Source organism: Streptomyces sp. NPDC058751, assembly GCF_042746485.1.
Classification (GTDB): domain Bacteria; phylum Actinomycetota; class Actinomycetes; order Streptomycetales; family Streptomycetaceae; genus Streptomyces.
On the sequence record NZ_JBHYPZ010000003.1, the window covers coordinates 225,155 to 245,511 of the forward strand.

General features: G+C 71.7%; 16 protein-coding genes. 6 read left to right on the forward strand and 10 right to left on the reverse strand.

What is annotated here, in order from left to right; genetic code table 11:
- Positions 1-272: 272 nt before the first annotated feature.
- Complete coding sequence (locus ACFW6B_RS04790; RefSeq protein ID WP_386592002.1) at positions 273-2,135, forward strand: ricin-type beta-trefoil lectin domain protein; 1,863 nt, start codon at positions 273-275, stop codon at positions 2,133-2,135.
- 119 nt (positions 2,136-2,254) lie between these two features.
- Here the strand turns inward: ACFW6B_RS04790 and cimA are convergent, their stop codons facing one another.
- From cimA to ureA, 5 genes are all read right to left on the reverse strand, one after another.
- The gene (cimA, locus tag ACFW6B_RS04795) at positions 2,255-3,859 is read right to left on the reverse strand and encodes a citramalate synthase (RefSeq protein ID WP_386592005.1); all 1,605 of its coding nucleotides are present in this window, start codon (positions 3,857-3,859) and stop codon (positions 2,255-2,257) included.
- A 333-nt stretch (positions 3,860-4,192) separates the two neighbouring features.
- Entirely contained in the window at positions 4,193-4,783 is a 591-nt protein-coding gene (locus ACFW6B_RS04800) for a TetR/AcrR family transcriptional regulator (RefSeq protein WP_386592007.1), read from the reverse strand.
- Between the two features lie 15 nt (positions 4,784-4,798).
- Complete coding sequence (locus tag ACFW6B_RS04805; RefSeq protein ID WP_386592009.1) at positions 4,799-5,836, reverse strand: agmatine/peptidylarginine deiminase; 1,038 nt, start codon at positions 5,834-5,836, stop codon at positions 4,799-4,801.
- Between the two features lie 10 nt (positions 5,837-5,846).
- The gene (locus tag ACFW6B_RS04810) at positions 5,847-7,556 is read right to left on the reverse strand and encodes an urease subunit alpha (RefSeq protein WP_386592011.1); all 1,710 of its coding nucleotides are present in this window, start codon (positions 7,554-7,556) and stop codon (positions 5,847-5,849) included.
- Positions 7,553-8,257, reverse strand: a complete 705-nt coding sequence (ureA, locus tag ACFW6B_RS04815; RefSeq protein ID WP_386592013.1) for an urease subunit gamma — start codon at positions 8,255-8,257, stop codon at positions 7,553-7,555. The genes ACFW6B_RS04810 and ureA overlap by 4 nt, the downstream gene beginning before the upstream one ends.
- Before the next feature lie 165 nt (positions 8,258-8,422).
- Between ureA and ACFW6B_RS04820 the strand changes: the two genes are divergently transcribed.
- The gene (locus tag ACFW6B_RS04820) at positions 8,423-9,856 is read left to right on the forward strand and encodes a cytosine permease (protein ID WP_386592015.1); all 1,434 of its coding nucleotides are present in this window, start codon (positions 8,423-8,425) and stop codon (positions 9,854-9,856) included.
- A 112-nt stretch (positions 9,857-9,968) separates the two neighbouring features.
- On the opposite strand, the gene ACFW6B_RS04825 is transcribed toward ACFW6B_RS04820, so the two are convergent.
- Both ACFW6B_RS04825 and ACFW6B_RS04830 read right to left on the reverse strand, forming a co-directional pair.
- On the reverse strand, positions 9,969-11,057 hold the full coding sequence (locus ACFW6B_RS04825; RefSeq protein WP_386592017.1) for a branched-chain amino acid aminotransferase: 1,089 nt from the start codon (positions 11,055-11,057) through the stop codon (positions 9,969-9,971).
- Positions 11,058-11,324: 267 nt separating this feature from the next.
- Positions 11,325-12,368, reverse strand: a complete 1,044-nt coding sequence (locus tag ACFW6B_RS04830; protein WP_386592019.1) for a 3-isopropylmalate dehydrogenase — start codon at positions 12,366-12,368, stop codon at positions 11,325-11,327.
- A gap of 208 nt (positions 12,369-12,576) precedes the next feature.
- On the opposite strand from ACFW6B_RS04830, the gene ACFW6B_RS04835 reads away from it, so the two are divergent.
- Complete coding sequence (locus ACFW6B_RS04835) at positions 12,577-14,178, forward strand: purple acid phosphatase family protein (protein WP_386592022.1); 1,602 nt, start codon at positions 12,577-12,579, stop codon at positions 14,176-14,178.
- A gap of 129 nt (positions 14,179-14,307) precedes the next feature.
- On the opposite strand, the gene ACFW6B_RS04840 is transcribed toward ACFW6B_RS04835, so the two are convergent.
- Together ACFW6B_RS04840 and ACFW6B_RS04845 are read right to left on the reverse strand one after the other, a co-directional pair.
- A complete protein-coding gene (locus tag ACFW6B_RS04840) occupies positions 14,308-14,439 on the reverse strand; it encodes a hypothetical protein (protein ID WP_386592024.1) in 132 nt (43 codons plus the stop codon).
- A gap of 204 nt (positions 14,440-14,643) precedes the next feature.
- On the reverse strand, positions 14,644-16,074 hold the full coding sequence (locus ACFW6B_RS04845) for an MFS transporter (protein WP_386592026.1): 1,431 nt from the start codon (positions 16,072-16,074) through the stop codon (positions 14,644-14,646).
- A gap of 67 nt (positions 16,075-16,141) precedes the next feature.
- Between ACFW6B_RS04845 and ACFW6B_RS04850 the strand changes: the two genes are divergently transcribed.
- From ACFW6B_RS04850 to ACFW6B_RS04860, 3 genes are all read left to right on the forward strand, one after another.
- Positions 16,142-17,113: a LysR family transcriptional regulator gene (locus ACFW6B_RS04850; RefSeq protein ID WP_386592028.1), complete on the forward strand. Its 972-nt coding sequence runs from the start codon at positions 16,142-16,144 to the stop codon at positions 17,111-17,113.
- A gap of 160 nt (positions 17,114-17,273) precedes the next feature.
- Positions 17,274-18,140, forward strand: a complete 867-nt coding sequence (locus tag ACFW6B_RS04855) for an alpha/beta fold hydrolase (RefSeq protein WP_386592030.1) — start codon at positions 17,274-17,276, stop codon at positions 18,138-18,140.
- An 89-nt stretch (positions 18,141-18,229) separates the two neighbouring features.
- Positions 18,230-18,436 carry a DUF5988 family protein gene (locus ACFW6B_RS04860; protein ID WP_386592032.1) on the forward strand — a complete coding sequence of 69 codons (207 nt, stop codon included), beginning with the start codon at positions 18,230-18,232 and terminating at the stop codon, positions 18,434-18,436.
- Between the two features lie 118 nt (positions 18,437-18,554).
- On the opposite strand, the gene pruA is transcribed toward ACFW6B_RS04860, so the two are convergent.
- Positions 18,555-20,186, reverse strand: coding sequence for an L-glutamate gamma-semialdehyde dehydrogenase (gene pruA, locus ACFW6B_RS04865; RefSeq protein WP_386592034.1), 1,632 nt, complete (start codon positions 20,184-20,186; stop codon positions 18,555-18,557).
- Positions 20,187-20,357 lie beyond the last annotated feature (171 nt).

Here is a 20,357-nt window from a genome sequence, read left to right on the forward strand (position 1 = left end):
TCTCACGTGGTGGTGACGACGTGCTTCCCGACGATGACGTGCTGCTCCGTTCCTCGCTCTTCTTACGACTTAGATCACGGCGTGAGTTAACTGGTGCCCCGGCAACCCGTCAAGACTTCACGTCAGAACCGGTACAGACCCAAGTCCCGGCCGGATCAGGGCGGTTGTTCCTTCAAAATCTGAACGCGCGACCCCTTGACGCGACTTCACAGCCGTCATTTACTCACGCCTCGCACGCCTCCCAACCCCCACCTCCAGAAGGGCGGCGCTCCATGAGGAGATCCACCAGGGCGGCCCGGCTGATCGTCGCCGGGCTGCTCGCCACCGCCGGGTTCACGGCGGCCACGCCCGCGCACGCCGCGGGCGAACAGGTCACCGCGTACCTGACGACGACGGACGACGACGGCGGACGCCATGTCGTGCGCGGGCTCCAGGCCCAGGCCCCGTTCGCCTTCCAGCCGGGCAGCGGCGGCGGCGGCGAGAACATCACCGTCGACGAGAACACCCGCTACCAGACCTTCACCGGCGGCGGCGCGTCCTTCACGGACACCGCGGCCTGGCTGATGAACGGCAGCGGCGCGCTGTCCCAGAGCACCCGTGACGCGACGATGCGCAAGCTCTTCTCCCCCACGGACGGGATCGGACTGTCCTTCCTGCGCAACCCGATGGGCGCCTCCGACCTCGCGCGCTACGGCTACACCTACGACGACGTGCCGGCCGGGCAGAGCGACCCGGACCTGACGCGGTTCTCCGTCGCGCACGACCTGGCCGACGTGGTACCGCTCACGAAGCAGGCGCTCCAGCTCAACCCGTCCCTGACGGTGATGGCCTCGCCGTGGACGGCACCGGCCTGGATGAAGGACAGCGGGGCGCTGAACGGCGGCTGGCTGAAGGCCGAGCACTACGGCGCGTACGCCTCGTACTTCGTGAAGTACCTCCAGGCCTACCGGGACCAGGGCGTCCCCGTCTCGTACGTCACCGCCCAGAACGAGCCGACCTGCTGCTCGGGCTACCCGTCGATGAGCTGGAACGCCTCGGGACTCGCCTACTTCACCAAGAGCGAGCTGCTGCCGAGGCTCCAGGCGGCCGGGCTGTCCACGAAGGTGCTCGCCCACGACTGGAACTGGGACGTGTACGACTCCTACGCCGCCCGGACCGTCGACGACGCGGCGGTCCGCTCGCACCCGAACTTCGGCGGGATCGCCTGGCACGGGTACGGCGGTGACATCGCGAAGCAGACGTCCGTGCACAACCAGTACCCGGGTCTCGACGCCTTCGGGACCGAGCACTCGGGCGGCACCTGGATCGCCAACCAGCAGCGCGAGGACATGCTCGACATCGTCGGCTACACCCGCAACTGGGCGAAGTCGGTGACCAAGTGGTCGCTCGCCGTGGACCAGAACAAGGGCCCGCACAACGGTGGCTGCGGCACCTGCACCGGGCTGATCACCGTGCACAACGGGGACGGGGCGAGCGGGACCGTCGACTACACGGTCGAGTACTACACGATGGGGCACCTGACGAAGTTCGTCCGGCCCGGGGCGCAGCGGATCGCCTCCACGGCCTCGTCGGCCGTCCCGAACGTCGCCTGGCGCAACCCGGACGGGTCGAAGGCTCTGATCGCCTACAACGACGGGGCGGCGGCGAAGACGGTCACGGTCAACTGGGGCGGCCAGCACGCGACGTACTCGCTGCCCGGAAAGACGTCGGCGACCTTCACCTGGTCCGGCACCCCGTCGGGCGGGGGCGGACAGACGGGCGCGTTCACCGGGCTGGCCGGCAAGTGCCTCGACGTGGCGGGCGCGTCGAGCGCCGACGGCACCGCGGTGCAGCTCTACGACTGCAACGGGACCGCCGCGCAGTCCTGGACCGTGGGGGCCGACGGCTCGGTGCGCGCGCTCGGGAAGTGCCTCGACGTCACGTCGGGGTCCACGTCCGACGGCGCCAAGGTCCAGCTCTACGGCTGCAACGGCTCGGGCGCCCAGCGGTGGTCGTACAACTCGTCGACGGGTGACGTGGTCAACACCGCGGCGAACAAGTGCCTCGACGTGACGGACAACTCGTCGGCGAACGGGGCGCGGGCGCAGATCTGGTCGTGCACGGGCGCAGCCAACCAGAAGTGGCAGCTGCGGTAGCGCTCCGGCCGCGGCCGGGAGACGGCGAACGCCGGAGGGGCGCGGTTCCGCCGCCCCTCCGGCGTTCACGGCCGGCCGCGCCGGAGGGTGCGCCCGCGCCCCGCCGGCGTCCGGGCCGGTTACGACGCGGGTTCCACCCCGGCCCGCAGGAGGCCGTAGGTGTAGGCGTCCTCCAGTGCCTGCCAGGAGGCGGCGATGACGTTCTCGGCGACGCCCACCGTGGACCACTCCCCCGCGCCGTCGGACGTGGAGATCAGGACGCGGGTCGTGGACTGCGTGCCGTGCTTGCCCTCCAGGATGCGGACCTTGTAGTCGACCAGCTCCAGGCGGGCGAGCTGCGGGTAGATCTGCTCCAGGCCCACGCGCAGGGCGCGGTCCAGGGCGTTGACCGGGCCGTTCCCCTCGGCGGTGGCGACGATGCGCTCGCCCTTGGCGAAGAGCTTGACCGTGGCCTCGTTGGCGTGGGAGCCGTCGGGGCGGTCCTCGACGATGGCCCGCCAGGACTCGACCTCGAAGTAGCTGCGCACCCTGCCCTCGGCCTCGGCGCGCAGCAGGAGTTCGAAGGAGGCGTCGGCGGCTTCGTAGGTGTAGCCCTTCAGTTCGCGCTCCTTGACGCGTTCCACGACCCGGCCGACCAGTTCGCGGTCGCCGCCGAGGTCGACGCCCAGTTCCTTGCCCTTGAGCTCGATGGAGGCGCGGCCGGCCATGTCGGAGACCAGCATGCGCATGGTGTTGCCGACCTGCTCGGGGTCGATGTGCTGGTAGAGGTCGGGGTCGACCTTGATGGCGGAGGCGTGCAGGCCGGCCTTGTGCGCGAAGGCGGAGACACCCACGTAGGGCTGGTGGGTGGAGGGGGTCAGGTTGACGACCTCGGCGATCGCGTGCGAGATCCGGGTCATCTCCCGCAGCGCGCCCTCGGGGAGCACCTTCTTGCCGTACTTGAGCTCCAGGGCGGCGACCACCGGGAAGAGGTTGGAGTTGCCGACCCGCTCGCCGTAGCCGTTGGCGGTGCACTGGACGTGGGTGGCGCCCGCGTCGACGGCGGCGAGGGTGTTGGCGACGGCGCAGCCGGTGTCGTCCTGGGCGTGGATGCCGAGGCGGGCCCCGGTGTCGGCCAGGACGGTGGAGACCACGGCCTGGACCTGGGCGGGGAGCATGCCGCCGTTGGTGTCGCACAGCACCACCACGTCGGCGCCGGCCTCGTGCGCGGCGCGCACCACGGACTTCGCGTACCGCGGGTTGGCGCGGTAGCCGTCGAAGAAGTGCTCGCAGTCCACGAACACGCGGCGGCCCTCGGCGACCAGGTGGGAGACGGTGTCGCGGACCATCTCCAGGTTCTCCTCCAGCGTGGTGCGCAGCGCGAGCTCCACGTGCCGGTCGTGGGACTTGGCGACCAGCGTGATCACCGGGGCACCGGAGTCCAGGAGTGCCTTGACCTGGGGGTCCTCGCTCGCCTTGCCGCCGGCCCTGCGGGTGGCCCCGAAGGCCACGAGCTTCGCGTGCCGGAAGTCGATCTCCTCCTGGGCGCGGGCGAAGAACTCGGTGTCGCGGGGGTTGGCGCCGGGCCAGCCGCCCTCGATGAAGCCCACCCCGAAGTCGTCCAGGTGCCGCGCGATGGCCAGCTTGTCCGCCACGGTGAGGTTGATGCCCTCGCGCTGCGCGCCGTCGCGCAGCGTCGTGTCGAAGACGTGGAAGGAATCGTCGACTTCGCTGGTTTCCGTCATGGTCTCAAGACTCCTGTGTTGAAACTCGGCCTACCGGAATGACCGGCTCCACCGTCCCCCAATGATCCCGCGCGCGCCGCGCTCCCGGCTGAAGGTGGGCCAGAAACGCGAAAAACCCCTCGCGGGTGCGAGAGGTCTGCGCGCGGGTCGAGGACGACGGTGTCCGCCCGCACCTGGTCGTGCGTGGCGGTCACTGCGGACCGGCGCGCCTGCTGCCAATAATCATGGCGAACGAGAGCACGGGGGCAGTGTGGCACATACCGCCCGCGTGATCACACGGCGTCTCAGGATGCGAGCACTGGGCTACCTGCCCGGGACGGGCGAAACACCCGTTCAGCCCAGCGAGGAGTCGAGGAACTCCTTCACGTGGGACAGGACCTGCTCGCGGTCGGTGCCGCGCAGGCCGATCGCCACGTGGATGGAGAAGCCGTCCAGCAGGGCGCGCAGCCGGGCGCCGAAGCGGTCCGCGTCGACGGGGCGGAACTCGCCGCGCGAGACGCCCTCGGCGAGCAGGGCGACGAGGTCCCGGTGCCAGGCGCCCTCGATGGCGGCCTGCCGTTCGCGGGCGTCGTCGTCCGCGTTCTGGGAGTGGTTCCAGACCTCCAGCCACAGGGTCCAGTGCGGGTCCCGGGGGCCGTCGGGGACGTACAGGTCGACGTAGGCGTCCAGGCGCTCGCGGGCGGTTCCGCGCGCGGCGAGCAGCCGGCCGCGTTCGGTGCCGAGGCGGCCCTCGCTCCATTCCAGGGTGCGCAGCAGCAGCTCGCCCTTGGAGCGGAAGTAGTAGAGGAGGTGGCCGCTGCTCATGCCGACCTCACGGCCGAGCGCCGCCATGGTGAGGTTCTCCAGACCGCGCCCGGCGATCATCTCCATGGCGACGGCGAGGACCTCCTCGCGCGGTGGCGCGTTCTTCCGCGCACCGGCCATCCGCGACTCCTGTTGTCAGACCTTCGGCTGCTGCTGGGTGATGCAGTGGATGCCACCGCCGCCCGCGAAGATCGTACGTGCGTCCACCAGGGTCACGCTCCGCTCGGGGAACAGCTTCCGGAAGATGTCCGCCGCGGTCTCGTCGCGCGGGTCGTCGAAGCCGCACAGGACGACGCCGCCGTTGCAGAGGTAGTGGTTGATGTACGAGTAGTCGGCCCAGTGGCCGTCGGCCTCCAGGACGGTCGGGGCGGGGACCTCGACGACCTCGACGGCACGCCCGCGCGCGTCGGTCTGGGCCCTCAGCAGTCCGATGACCTCCCGGCTGACCTCGTGGTCGGGGTGCGCGGGGTCCTGCTGGGAGTGGGCGACGATCACGCCGGGCCGGGCGAAGGCGGCGACGATGTCGACGTGGCCGAGGGTGCCGAAGCCGTGCGGGGGGTAGTCGCCGGTCAGGCCGCGCGGCAGCCAGATGGCCTTCTCCGTGCCGAGCTGGGCGTGGATCTCCGCCTCGACCTCCTCGCGGCTCCAGCCGGGGTTGCGCTCGGGACCGAGCTGCACGGTCTCGGTGAGCAGCACGGTGCCCTCGCCGTCGACGTGGATCGCGCCGCCCTCGTTGACCAGCCGGGAGGCGTACGTCTTCGCGCCGGCGAGGTCCGCGACCTCGGCGCCGATCCTGGAGTCGCGCTCCCAGCGGGCCCAGCGCTGGGCGCCCCAGCCGTTGAACGTCCAGTCGACGGCGGCGAGTCCGCCCTGCCCGTCGGTGAGGAAGGTGGGCCCGATGTCGCGCATCCAGGCGTCGTCGAGTTCCCGCTCGACGGTGTCGACGCCGGGGCCGAGGAGTTCGGCGGCCTGCGCGGACTGGCCCGGGCCGCACACCACGGTGACGGGTTCGAAGCGGCGGACCGCGCGGGCCACCGCCGCCCAGGCGGCACGGGAGGCGGCGAGGTCCTCGGGGCTGTCGAAGGTGGGGTTGGGGCCCGGCCACGCCATCCAGGTGCGCTCGTGCGGGGTCCACTCGGCGGGCATGCGGAAGCCGTCGGCGGCAGCAGACATGGGGTGATCCTTACAAGAAGTACAGGCGGTTGAGGGAGACCGAGTCGGCGGGATCGGAGCGCAGCGGTTCGCCGTCGAGGGTGACCAGGCCGGTGCGTCCGTCCACGTCGACCGCTCCGGTACGGGAGTTGCGGCGCAGGTCGGCGGGTCCGATGCCGCGGGTGCCGCGGACCGCGACGCGGCGGCGGCGGGTGGGCATGGTGTCGTTGCCCTGGTCGAGGGCGGCCTGGGCGACGAAGGCCACCGAGATCTCGGCGGGGGTCGCGCCGTGGGCCCCGAACTGCGGTCCGAGGACGAGGGGTTCGCAGGTGTCGGTGGCGGCGTTCGGGTCGCCGACCACTCCGTAGGCGGGGAAGCCGGCCTTCAGGACGAGCTGCGGTTTGGCTCCGAAGTACTCGGGGCGCCACAGCACGATGTCGGCGAGCTTGCCGGTCTCGATGGAGCCGACCTCGTGGGCGAGGCCGTGCGCGACGGCCGGGTTGATCGTCAGTTTGGCGATGTAGCGCAGGACGCGTTCGTTGTCGTGGTCCTCGGGGGCGCCGAACTGCGCCTTCATCTTCCCGGCCATGGCGAAGGTGCGGCGCACGGTCTCGCCGGCGCGGCCCATGCCCTGGGCGTCGGAGGAGGTGATGCCGATGGCGCCCAGGTCGTGCAGCACGTCCTCGGCGCCCATGGTCCCGGCGCGGATGCGGTCGCGGGCCATGGCGGCGTCGCCGGGCAGGTCGGTCTTCAGGTCGTGGACGGAGACGATCATGCCGTAGTGCTCGGCGACCGCGTCCCGGCCGAAGGGCAGGGTCGGATTGGTGGAGGACCCGATGACGTTCGGGACACCCGCCATCTTCAGCACGTTGGGGACGTGCCCGCCGCCGCAGCCCTCGATGTGGAAGGCGTGGATGGTGCGGCCTTCGAGCACCGCGAGGGTGTCCTCGACCGACAGGCACTCGTTCAGCCCGTCGCTGTGCAGGGCCACCTGGACGTCGTGCTCCTCGGCGACCCGCAGGGCCGTGTCCAGGGCCCGGGTGTGCGCGCCCATGTCCTCGTGGACCTTGAAGCCGCTGGCCCCGCCCTCGGCGAGCGCCTCGACCAGCGGAGCGCCGTGGGAGGAGGAACCCCGGCCGAGGAAGCCGATGTTGACGGGCCAGGCGTCGAAGGCGGAGAACGCGTGGCCCAGCGCCCAGGGCGAGTTGACGCCGACGCCCCACACCGGGCCGAACTCCTGGCCGATGACGGTGGTGACGCCGGAGGCGAGCGAGGCCTCCATGATGCGCGGTGACAGCAGGTGGACGTGGGTGTCGACGGCTCCGGCGGTGGCGATGAGTCCCTCGCCGGAGACGATGGAGGTGCCGGTGCCGACGACCACGTCGACGCCGTCGAGGGTGTCGGGGTTGCCGGCCCGCCCGATCGAGCTGATGCGGCCCTCGCGGATGCCGATGGACACCTTCCGGACGCCCTGGACGGCGTCGATCACCACGACGTTGCTGACGACGACGTCGCAGGTCTCCCGGACGGCGGCGGCCTTCAGGTGCAGCCCGTCGCGGGCGGTCTTGCCGAATCCGGCGAGGAACTCGTCCCCGGGGAGCTGGGCGTCGGACTCCACGCGGACGGTCAGCCCCGAGTCGCCGAGCCGGATGCGGTCGCCCGCGCGCGGGCCGTGGGTGGCGGCGTACTCGTGGGGGGTGAGGCGGCGGGCCTCGGCGGGGTGGCCTCCGGGGCGGCTCATCGCTCGGTCTCCTGGTCTCGGGTGTCCGGTACGCCGAGGTAGCCGCAGGCGGCGGCCCGGCGCAGGGCCTCTTCCCTGGCTCCGGGCGCGTCCAGCGGTCCGTCGACCAGGCCGGCGAAGCCGATGGCGACGCGGGCTCCGCCGATGGGCAGCAGACCCACCTCGGCGCTCTCCCCCGGGCCGAAGCGGACGGAGGAGCCGGCGGGCACGGCCAGCCGCATGCCGTAGGCGGCCGGGCGGTCGAAGTCGAGCCGGGGGTTGGCCTCGAAGAAGTGGAAGTGGGAGGTGACGGAGACCGGGACGGCGGCCGTGTTCGTCACGGTCAGGCGGACGGCCGCCTCGGGCTCGGCGTGCTCCGGGCCCGGCAGCAGGGCGCCGGGCGCCCGCTCGCCGAGGCCGCCGCCGATGGGGTCGCTGACCACGGCGAGGCGCGAGCCGTCGTCGAAGACGGCCTCGACGTGCACCTCGGTGACGATGTCCGCGACGCCGGGCAGGACGTCGTCGGGGCCGAGGACCGAGCGGGCCGCCTCGACGGCCTCGGCCAGCCGCCCGCCGTCGCGCGCGGTCTCGCAGACGGTGTCCGCGATCAGCGCGGTGGCCTCCGGCACGTTGAGCCTGAGCCCCCGCGCCCGGCGGGCGCGGGCCAGCTCGGCGGCCGAGAACAGCAGCAGTCGGTCACGTTCCGTGGGGGTCAGTCTCACGCCGCGACACCTCCTCGCCTTCCTCCATTTAGAGCGCCACTCTAAACGTGGATTTCATGGAAGGGAATCATTGACGGAGAGGCATCGAAGACGTCACATTGAACGCCGCTCTAACTCTTGGTGCTGTCCCGCACCACGCCAGGCGGCCGTCAAAGGAGACCAGCCATGCCGATCGAACAGCGCGGAGTCGACACCATCCCCGAGGAGGAACGCACCAGCGGGCCGCGCGACCTCGTCTCGATCCTGCTCGGTTCCAACCTCTGCCTCGGGGTGATCATCTTCGGCTGGCTGCCGCCCTCGTTCGGACTCGACTGGTGGTCCTCGGTCAGCTCGATCGTGGCAGGCACGGTCGTCGGGACCGCGCTCACCGCGCCGCTGGCGCTCGTCTCCCTGCGGACCGGCACCAACCTCTCCACCTCCTCCGGCGCGCAGTTCGGCGTGCGCGGACGGCTGGTCGGCTCGGTCGTCGGCCTGCTCCTCGCGCTCGGCTACACCGCGCTGACCGTGTGGATCGGCGGCGACGTGATGGTCGGCGTCCTCGGCCGCCTCTTCGGCCTGCCGGCGGACGGGCTGTCGTACGCCGTGGTGTACACGGTGCTGGCCGCCGCCACCGTCGCGGGCGCCGTCTACGGCTACCGGGTGCTGCTCGCCATGTCCCGCGCCCTCGCGATCGGCATGTCGGCCCTGCTGGTGGCCGGCGTGATCGCGTACGCCCCGCACTTCACCACCGCGGCGCTCCCGGAGGCCGGCGGCTATCTGCTCGGCTCCTACTGGCCCACCTGGCTGCTCGCCGCGGTGGCGGCGGGCCTGTCGGGCCCGATCGCGTTCATCACGCTGCTCGGCGACTACACCCGCTACATCTCGCCCGAGCGCCACTCCTCCCGCACGGTCCTGCGCGGCACCTGGCTCGGCCTGATCGCCGGTCTGCTGGTCCCCCAGCTCTTCGGCACCTTCACGGCGTACGGGGCACGCGCGGCCCTCGACTACGCGGGCCCGCTGGTGTCCGCCTCCCCCGGCTGGTACCTGGTCCCGCTGCTGCTGGCCGCCTCCGCGGGCTCGGTGGGCAACGCCGGTCTGATGCTCTACTCCATGGGCCTCGACCTCGACGCGATCCTGCCCCGCGCCTCGCGCGCCCGTGCCACCTGCGCGGTCGCCGTCGTCGCCATGCTCTGCGTGTTCGCCGGCCACTACGCCTGGGACGCCCAGTCGGCGATGACGTCCTTCGTCCTGCTGCTGACCGCGATCGGCACCCCGTGGGCGGTCATCACCCTGATCGGCTTCGTCCGCTGCCGCGGGGTCTACGACGCCGACGCCCTCCAGGTCTTCAACCGCCGCGCGCGCGGCGGCGTCTACTGGTACCGGGCCGGCTGGAACGCGCCGGCCACGGCGGCCTGGGCGCTGGGCGCCGTCGTCGGCCTCCTGGCCGTGTCCCTGCCGTCGTACGAGGGCCCGCTGCTGTCCCTGACGGGCGGGGTGGACTGCAGCTTCATCCTCTCCGGCCTGGTCGGCGGCATCGCCTACCTGGCCCTGGCACCGAACCCCGCGTCGCACCGGGTCGAACCCGCCCGGGAACCGGCCCACGCCGAGAGCGGGCTCTAGTACCGCGGCACCGGGTCGCTCCACCGTGTGGCGCGGCCCGGTGCGCGGCGAGGAAACGGCCGGTCCCCGTGACCCTGGGGGGAAACGGGGACCGGTGGCGGGAACGGGGGGATCAGCCCAGCGGGTGCATCCAGCCGTGGGTGTCCTCGGTGATGCCGCGCTGGATGTCGAGCAGGGCCTCGCGCAGGCGGAGGGTGACCTTGCCGGGCTCGCCGCCGGACTGGAGCCACTCGGTGCCCTCGCGCTTGACCGTACCGACGGGGGTGATGACGGCGGCGGTACCGCAGGCGAAGACCTCGGTGAGGGTGCCGTTCGCCGCGTCGGTCTGCCACTGGTCGATGGAGACGCGGCCCTCCTCGGCGGTGTAGCCGAGGTCGCGGGCGACGGTCAGCAGGGAGTCGCGGGTCACGCCCTCCAGGATGGAGCCGGTGAGGGAGGGGGTGACGATCCTGTCGCCGTACACGAAGTACAGGTTCATGCCGCCGAGTTCCTCGATCCACTTGTGCTCGACCGCGTCGAGGTAGCAGACCTGGTCGCAGCCCTTGGCGGCGGCCTCCTTCTGCGCGAGCAGCGAGGCGGCGTAGTTGCCGCCCGTCTTCGCGTCGCCCATGCCGCCGGGGACGGCGCGGACGCGGTCCTCGGAGAGCCAGATCTTCACGGGCTTCACGCCACCCGCGAAGTAGGCGCCGGCGGGCGAGGCGATGACGAGGAAGAGGTACTCGTTGGCGGGCTTCACGCCGAGGCCGACCTCGGTCGCGATCATGAAGGGGCGCAGGTACAGGGACTCCTCGCCGCCGTGCGCGGGAACCCAGTCGCGGTCCTGGCGGACCAGCGCGTCACAGGCCTCGATGAAGGTCTCCACGGGAAGCTCGGGCATGCCGAGCCGACGGGCGGAGGCCTGGAAGCGCTTGGCGTTCTTGTCGGGGCGGAAGGTCGCGACGGAGCCGTCGGGCCGGCGGTAGGCCTTGAGTCCCTCGAAGATCTCCTGCGCGTAGTGCAGGGTCATGTTCGCCGGGTCGAGGGAGAGCGGTCCGTACGGGACGAGCTGGCCGTCGTGCCAGCCGCGGCCCTCGGTCCACTTGATGGTCACCATGTGATCGGTGAAGTGGCGGCCGAACCCCGGGTTGGCCAGGATCGCCTCGCGCTCGGCGACGGCGAGCGGACTGGCGGAGGGCTTGAGCTCGATCGTGGGCTGCGTCATGAGTGGTTTTGTCCTTCACCGGTTGTATGTGACGGGCCGCACTCGCACCCGGACCGTCCGTGGCCAGTGCTAGGACGTCCGAGCATTCCCTCGTTCCGCGGCTCCGCCCTCGATTATCGCGCGCGGAGGACCATGGACGAAACGGGGTGAACACGGCCCAGGGAATGACCCAGGGGACTGATGGTGGCACCCGGCGAGGGAACGGCGAAAGCCGCCGGGTGCGGATGCGACCCGGCGGCTTTCACGGAACGTGGGTGGTGCGCCGGGTCAGCCGGCTACGCGCAGGGCGAGCGCGTCGCCGATCTCCTCGGTGCTGCGGGCGGGCTTGCCGACGCGCTCGGCGAGGTCGGCGGAGACGGCCTCCTCGATCCGGGCGGCCTCGGCCTCGTAGCCGAGGTGGCGCAGCAGCAGGGCGACGGACAGCACGGTGGCGCTGGGGTCGGCCTTGCCCTGGCCCGCGATGTCGGGCGCCGAGCCGTGCACGGGCTCGAACATCGAGGGGAACTCGCCGCTGGGGTTGATGTTGCCGGAGGCCGCGACGCCGATGCCGCCGGAGACGGCCGCGGCCAGGTCGGTGATGATGTCGCCGAAGAGGTTGTCGGTGACGATCACGTCGAAGCGCTCGGGCTGGGTGACGAGGAAGATCGTCGCCGCGTCCACGTGGATGTAGTCGGTGGTGACCTCGGGGAACTCCTCGGCCACCTTGTTGAAGATGTTCGTCCACAGGTGGCCCGCGAAGGTCAGCACGTTGTTCTTGTGGACCAGCGTCAGCTTCTTGCGCGGGCGGGCCTGGGCGCGGGCGAAGGCGTCACGGACGACGCGCTCGACACCGAAGGCCGTGTTGACGGAGACCTCGGTGGCGACCTCGTGCTCGGTGCCCTTGCGGATGGTGCCGCCGTTGCCGGTGTACGGGCCCTCGGTGCCCTCGCGGACGACCACGAAGTCGATCTCCGGCTGGCCGGCGAGCGGGGTCGCGACACCGGGCAGGAGCTTCGACGGGCGCAGGTTGACGTGGTGGTCGAAGGCGAAGCGGAGCTTGAGCAGGAAGCCGCGCTCCAGGACGCCGGACGGGACCGAGGGGTCGCCGATCGCGCCGAGCAGGATGGCGTCGTGCCCCTTCAGGGCGTCGAGGTCGGCGTCGGTGAGGGTCTCACCGGTGGCGTGGTAGCGCTTGGCGCCGAAGTCGAACTCCCTGGTCTCCAGCTTCACGTCCTGCGGGAGGACGGCGGAGAGGACTTTGAGGCCCTGGGCCACGACTTCCTGGCCGATGCCGTCACCGGGGATCACTGCGAGATCGATGCTGCGAGACATGACGGCACCGTACTCCTTGTCCCATGGAATGACACGCGATGTCCGCCATACGGACAGCACGGTGTCGTGGGACGTCCGCGTTCCGGTACGGCGGGTGTCGCGGGGCGGCCGTGTTCCGGCACGGCGGGCGCCGCGGCACGCCTACGCTTCGACACACGTTCACCCGTACGTATGAACGCCGTTGACGCTGGATGGGAACTTTCCACACATGACCGCTCCCTCCGCGGGGACCTCCCCCGAGTCCCCCGTCCCCGATGTCGGCATCCCGTACCAGCTCGCGCGCAACATGAGCATGGCCGAGCAGTACGAGTACCTGAGGACGAAGCTCACGCGGCGCCGGGCGCTCGTCGCGGCGAGCGCCTTCGCGGGCGGCGGGCTGCTGGCCGGCTGCGCCCGGGGAGCCGAGGCGCCCGACCGGGCGGCGTCCGTCTCCTCGCCGCGCCCGGCGACCAGCCGGGTCCCCGGCTCCGCCGTCACGCCGTTCGGCCGCCACCTCGCCTTCGGCGCGGACCCGAAGACCCAGATGCGGATCTCCTGGCAGGTGCCGTTCGCGGTCAGGAAGCCGTTCGTCCGGGTGGGCCCGACGCCCTGGAACCTGAGCCGCAGGATCGAGGCCGAGGTCCGCCACCTGCACACACCGGGCCTCACCGGGCAGCGCGCGGCCCTGGACCAGTACTACCTGCACGCGGCGCTCGACGGACTGCGCCCCGGGATGACGTACTACTACGGCGTCGGCCACGAGGGCTTCGACCCGGCGGGCAGGGAACGGCGTTCCACGATCGGCCACTTCCGCACGGCACCGGCCCACCCGGGGAAGTTCGTGTTCACCGCCTTCGGCGACCAGGGCGTCAACTCCGACGCCCTCGCCAACGACAAGGTGCTCCTCGGCCGCGGCCCCGCCTTCCACCTGCACGCGGGAGACATCTGCTACGCGAACGGGACCGGCTCCGGAAAGCAGTCGGACGTCTACGACCCGGCCGCCTGGGACCTGTTCCTCAAGCAGACCGAGACGGTGGCGAGGACCGTGCCGTGGATGGTGACGACGGGCAACCACGACATGGAGGCCTGGTACTCGCCGAACGGCTACGGCGGCCAGTCGGCGCGCTGGACGCTCCCGGACAACGGCTTCGACCCCCGCGACGCGCCGGGCGCCTACTCGTTCGTCTACGGCAACGTCGGCATCGTCGCGCTGGACGCCAACGACGTGTCGTACGAGATCCCCGCCAACAAGGGCTACTCGGACGGCAGACAGACCGCCTGGCTCGACAGGCGGCTCGGGGAGCTGCGCGGGCAGGTCGACTTCGTCGTCGTCTTCTTCCACCACTGCGCCTACTCGACGTCGACACACGCCTCCGACGGCGGGGTGCGCGACGCCTGGGTGCCGCTGTTCGCCAAGCACCAGGTGGACCTGGTGATCAACGGACACAACCACGTGTACGAGCGCACCGACGCCGTCAAGGGCGGCAGGGTGGGCAGGCAGGTCCCGGTGGGCGCCTCGACCGATCCGACCCGGGACGGGATCGTCTACGTCACGGCGGGCGGCGCGGGCAAGAGCCTCTACGGCTTCCCCACGGGGGTCAAGGACAGTTACGAGGGCAAGGTCACGCGGCGCGAGGCCGTCGAGACCTTCCAGTGGACGAAGTCGCAGCGGAAGAAGGCGGACACCGTGGAATGGTCGCGGGTGCGGTACACCGGCTACTCGTTCCTCTCGGTGGAGGCGCAGGCGGGCCCCTCGCCCCGGCTCACGGTGTCGGCGCTCGCCCAGAGCGGCGAGCGCATCGACCACTTCGAGGTGCGGCGCGGAACCTGACGGCGCGGCACGGTCCGGGCCGGCGCATCACGATGCGCCGGCCCGGACCGGCACGTCGAGGTGCGGCGCGGGGCCGGGCCCCGCGCCGCACCCCTGCGGGTGCGGCTCCCGGTTCGAGGGTGTCGGGCCTCAGTGGCCCGTCTCTCCGCCGTTGTCCCTGCGGTCGAGGGCGCGCTGGAGCGCGGCGGCGGCGTTCTTGCGGTCGGACTCGCTGCTCGTACGGGAGATGTGACGGACTCGGCGGACGGTCGTCTCGGCCATGATGAATCGACTCCTTGCCTCCGGCGGTGCCCGCACGGGCGGCCGGAAGTGCGATGAGGGATTTACGAGACGCCGGAAGGGGCGGGGAGCGGTGCCGCAGGGGTTGCCTGCAAAGGGCTCCGGCTCACGACCGCCATTCGCTTGGTCGAGCGAGACGTTCGGCTTATTCCAAGCTAGGCGAGGACCGGGCATCTGTCTCCACGATTACTCGGACTTCCTACTATCTGAGACAGCGGATTGCGTCACACCGCTCCGACCTGGGACGACGGTCCGCGCGGCGTCACCGGCCCCGGGGTGCAGCCGGAGGGCGCCCACCGTCGCCGGCAGGCACAGCGCACCGAGCACCACGAACGCGACCGCGTACGCCGGGCGGGCGCCGTCCGTCAGGGCCGCGCCCCCGCGCAGCGCGACCGTCGCGACCGCGATCCCGAGTCCGGCGGCCAGCTGGTGCGAGGTCGCGAGGAGGGCGTTCGCGTCGCGCAGCCGCTCCTCGCGCGTCTCGCTGAACGCGATCGTCGCGTAGCCGCTGAGCCCGACCGAACGGGCGACCCCGCCGACGGCCACGGCGACCGCGATCACCGCGACCGGCGTCGCCGCCGTGAACAGCGCGCAGCCCGCGGTGGCGAGCGCGAGTCCCAGGGTGGAGACGGTCAGCAGCGGCCGGAAGCCGAACCGGTTGATCAGATGCGTCGTGGCCGGCTTGATGCCGATGTTCCCCGCGAACACGAACAGCACCACGGCGCCCGACTTCACCGCGCTCCACCCGAAGGCCTCCTGGAAGAGCAGGGGCAGCAGGAAGGGCGCGGCGGAGACGACCGCCATGCAGAGGGCGCCGTCGAGCGCCGCGGCCCGGAAGGACGGGACCTCCAGGGCCCGCAGGTCGACCAGCGGATGCGGGGCGCGCAGCAGATGGCGTACGGCCGCCGTCAGGGCCACGGCCGCGACGGCACCGCTCACGGCCGTCCCCGCCGCGCCGCCGCCCCCGGAGACCAGGTGCGCGGTCCAGGTCAGGGCGGCGAGCCCGGTACCGGTGAGGAGCACGCCGGGCACGTCGAGCGGTGCCGCCCCGCCCGGCGCGCCCGGCGCGACCAGACGGCGGGCGACGAGCAGGGCGACCGCCCCGAGCGGCACGTTCAGCAGGAAGATCCACTGCCAGGAGGCGTACGTGGTGATCGCGCCGCCGAGCAGCGGTGCGACGACCGGGGCGGCGAGGCCCGGCCACACGATGTGGGCGACCGCGCGCGGGAGGTCCTGCTTGGCGGTCCCGGCGACCACGACGAGCCGGCCGACCGGCACCATCATCGCTCCCCCGGCCCCTTGCAGGACCCGGGTGACGACCAGGACGCCGAGGCCGGGCGCGAGGGCGCACGCCAGCGAGGCGAGGGTGAAGACGGTGATCGCGGCGAGCAGGACCCGGCGCGGCCCGAAGCGGGAGGTGAGCCAGCCGGACAGGGGGACGAGGACGGCGAGGGTGACGAGGTAGGCCGTGACGACCAGGCCGACCGAGGCGGGTGTGGTGTGCAGGTCGGCGGCTATCCGCGGGGCGGCCGTCGACACGATCGTGCCGTCCAGCATCTCCATGAAGAAGCAGCCCGCGACCAGGAGCGCGGTGCCGCGCTGACGCGTATCCATCATGCGTCCAGGCTCGGGTCGGACCAATGCTGCACACAAGGTCCGATTGCTTCACGTAGCGTTGCGTCTCATGCAGCATTTGCGATCCACTCCTTCCGGTGCGGCCGGCGCGGCCCCCTTCCCGGACATGAACCTGCTCCCCGCCCTCGACGCCCTGCTGCGCACGGGCAGCGTCGCGGGCGCGGCGGCCGAACTGAGCGTGTCCCCCTCGGCGATGAGCCGCACCCTGGGCCGGCTGCGCCGGGTCGTCGGCGACCCGCTCCTCGCCCCGTCGGGCCGGGGGCTGACCCTCACGCCCCGCGCGCGCGAGATGCGGCCCGGCGTCCAGGCGGCACTGGCGTCCGCGGTGGCCGCGCTGAACCCGCCCCGGGACATCGAACTCTCCACCCTGCAAAGGGAGTTCAGGATCCGCGTGAACGACGGCGTGGCGATGTCCCTGGGCGCTCCGCTGCTGGAGCTGACGGCGCGTGAGGCACCGGGCGTGCGGCTGCGGCTGCTTCCGGAGGGCGACGAGGACCCGGCGGACCTGCGCACCCATGTCGACCTGGACGTGGGCGAGTTGCCGCAGCGGCTGCCGCACGACGTACGCAGCTCCACCCTGCGCGCGCACCGGTACGTGGCCGTCGCCCGCGCCGACGCCCCCTTCGCGCGCGGCCCGTTGACCGCCGCGCGCTTCGCCGGACTGCCGCACATCACGGTCACCCGGCGGGGCCGCACGCACAGCGTGGTGGACGAGCGCCTCGCCGGACTCGGCCTGAGCCGCGACGTCCTGGCCACCGCCCCCACCTACGGGGCGGCCTGCTTCTTCGTCCTGCGCACCGACGCGCTGGCCCTGGTCCCCTCGGAGGTCGCCGCCGAGGCGTCCCGGGCGATGCCGCTCGCGGTCCTGGAGATCCCGCTGGACCTGCCGGAGGCGACGTCGGCGCAGGCGTGGCACGTCCGGCTGGACGCGGATCCGGCCCACCGGTGGCTCAGGAGCGCGCTCGCCCGCGTGGCCGGGGAGGCCGGCCACGCCGCGGACGGGACACCCACGAACGGCTGACCGGCCGAACGGCCGAACGGCCGACCGGCGCACGGCCCGACGGGAGGCGAGCCCGCGACCCACCCCGCCTAACCCTTAAAAACATCTTGACCGGTTAGGTGCAGTCATGCTGAACTTGCCTCACCACCAAAGATGACTTCAAGGGTTAGGTGATCCGATCATGAGCAGCCACCCGGTCCACCACCGCACCACCACCGTCGACGGCCACGTGATCGCCTACCGCGAGGCGGGCCCCGCGGACGCGCCCGTCCTGCTGCTGCTGCACGGCTTCCCGACCAGCTCGCACATGTTCCGGGACCTGCTGCCGCTGCTCGCCGACCGCTACCACCTGATCGCCCCCGACCACCTCGGCTTCGGCCGCTCGGACGCCCCGGCGGCCACCGACTTCCCGTACTCCTTCGAGCGGCTGGCCGAGCTCACCGGGGAGTTCACCGAGCAGCTCGGACTCAAGGAGTACGCGCTCTACATCCAGGACTACGGCGCCCCGATCGGCCTGCGCCTGGCACTCGCGCACCCCGAACGGGTGACCGCGATCATCACGCAGAACGGCAACGCGTACGAGGAGGGGCTCGGCGCGGACGCCTGGGCGCCGGTGCTGGCGCTGATCGAGGAGCGCACACCGGAGACGGAGGCGCCGGTCCGGGCGATCAGCGGCCCGGACGGCATCCGGTGGCAGTACCTGACGGGCGTGCCGGACCCGACCCGGGTCAGCCCCGACGCCTACGAGCACGACACGGCCCTGATGGCCCGCCCCGGCCAGCCGGAGATCCAGCTCGACCTGATCTCCGACTACGGCTCCAACTTCGCGCTCTACCCCGCGTTCCAGGAGTACTTCCGCACCAGCCGGGTCCCGCTGCTGGCGGTCTGGGGCGGCGGCGACGAGATCTTCGTCCCGGAGGGCGCCCTCGCCTTCCGCCGCGACCTCCCGGACGCCGAGATCCATCTGCTCCCGACGGGGCACTTCGCCCTGGAGACGCACGCGGCGCAGATCGCGGCCCTGATCCGGGACTTCCTCGGCCGCGTCTGACGGCCGGCGACGGGCAGGCGGATCACCCGCACGACTGATCCTCCGCGCGGCATGCCACATCGGGCTCCGGCGCAGGGAACGGTCACGTCATGAGCGACACGACCAGAGCACTGCTCGAAGGCGGACCGGACGACCTGCCCGAACGGATCGTCCCCGCCCCGGACCCCGGATCGGACGTGAAGATCGAGTTCCGCGGCGGATACGAACACTTCAGGCCGACCCCGCGGCAGGCGGACTCGCCGGAGGGCACGCTGCCCGTGTACGAGTGGTGGGAGCGGACGGAACTTCCCGGATAGCGCCCGCGCCCGGCCGGAGACTGGAACCGCCCCCGCTCCACGGACGGGGGAGACCGTGGGGCGGGGGCGGAGCGGGTGGGCGGCGGCCGGCTCGTGGGCCGGCCGCCGCGTTCGGCCGTCAGCCCATGTGCGGGTAGCCGTAGTCGGTCGGCGGGACCAGCGTCTCCTTGATGGCGCGGGTCAGCGTCCAGCGCATCAGGTTCTGCGGGGCGCCCGCCTTGTCGTTGGTGCCGGAGGCACGGCCGCCGCCGAAGGGCTGCTGGCCGACGACGGCGCCGGTCGACTTGTCGTTGATGTAGAAGTTGCCCGCCGCGTAACGGAGCTTCTCCATCGTGTACGCGGCCGCCGCGCGGTCGCCGGAGATGACCGAGCCGGTGAGCGCGTAGTCGGACGCCGACTCCATCTGGGTCAGCATCTCGTCGTACTCGTCGTCCTCGTAGACGTGCACGGCGAGGAAGGGACCGAAGTACTCGGTCGTGAAGACCTCGTTCTCCGGGTCCGTGCACTCGACGACGGTCGGGCGCACGAAGTAGCCGACGGAGTCGTCGTACGTGCCGCCCGCCACGACCGTGCAGGTCGGGTCGGACTTCGCGCGGTCGATGGCCGCCTTGTTCTTGGCGAAGGACCGCTCGTCGATGACCGCGCCGATGAAGTTCGACAGGTCGGTGACGTCACCCATGGTCAGCCCGTCGACCTCGGCCGCGAACTCCTCCTTGAAACCGGAGTTCCAGATGGAGGCCGGGACGTAGGCGCGGGAGCTCGCCGAGCACTTCTGGCCCTGGAACTCGAAGGAACCACGGGTCAGGGCGGTCTTGAGGATCGCGCGGTCGGCCGACGGGTGGGCGACCACGAAGTCCTTGCCGCCGGTCTCGCCGACCAGACGCGGGTAGGAGCGGTACTTCTCGATGTTGTTGCCGACCGTCTTCCACAGGTACTGGAAGGTCTTGGTCGAGCCGGTGAAGTGGATGCCCGCGAGGTCGCGGTGCTCCAGGGCGACCTTGGAGACCTCGATGCCGTCACCGGTGACGAGGTTGATGACGCCCTTGGGCAGGCCCGCCTCCTCCAGGAGCTGCATCAGCAGCACGGCGGCGTGGGTCTGCGTCGGGGACGGCTTCCAGACGACGACGTTGCCCATGAGCGCCGGGGCGGTGGGCAGGTTGCCCGCGATCGCCGTGAAGTTGAAGGGCGTGATCGCGTAGACGAAGCCCTCCAGCGGGCGGTGGTCCATGCGGTTCCACACGCCCGGGGAGTTCGCCGGCGGCTGCTCGGCGAGGATCTGGCGGGCGTAGTGGACGTTGAAGCGCCAGAAGTCGACGAGCTCGCACGGGGTGTCGATCTCGGCCTGCTGGGCGGTCTTCGACTGGCCGAGCATGGTGGAGGCGGCCAGCGTCTCGCGCCAGGGGCCGGCCAGCAGTTCGGCGGCGCGCAGGATGATCGCCGCGCGGTCGTCGAAGGCCATCGCGCGCCAGGCGGGGGCGGCGGCGAGGGCCGCGTCGACGGCGTCCTGGGCGTCCTGCTGCGTGGCGTTGGCGTAGGTGCCGATGCGCGCCTTGTGGTTGTGCGGCTGCACGACGTCGAAACGCTCGCCGCCGCCCATGCGCTTCTCGCCGCCGATGGTCATCGGCAGGTCGATCGGGTTCTCGGCCAGCTCCTTGAGCTTGACCTCCAGGCGGGCGCGCTCGGGCGAACCGGGGGCGTAGCCGTGCACCGGCTCGTTGACGGGGGTGGGGACCTGGGTCACGGCGTCCATGAGCTACCTCTTCCGGGTGAATGCCTGCTTTCGGCCCGCAAGAACCGAAGCCGTCTAAGTACGTTGGGTGGTGGTCAGGGCTTGACCGTCATGAGCTCGCTGCGGCGTGCGAGTGAGAAGCCCCCGCAGGGGCGGAGTCACTTTTTCCGTAACTCCTTATGCGGAAACGGG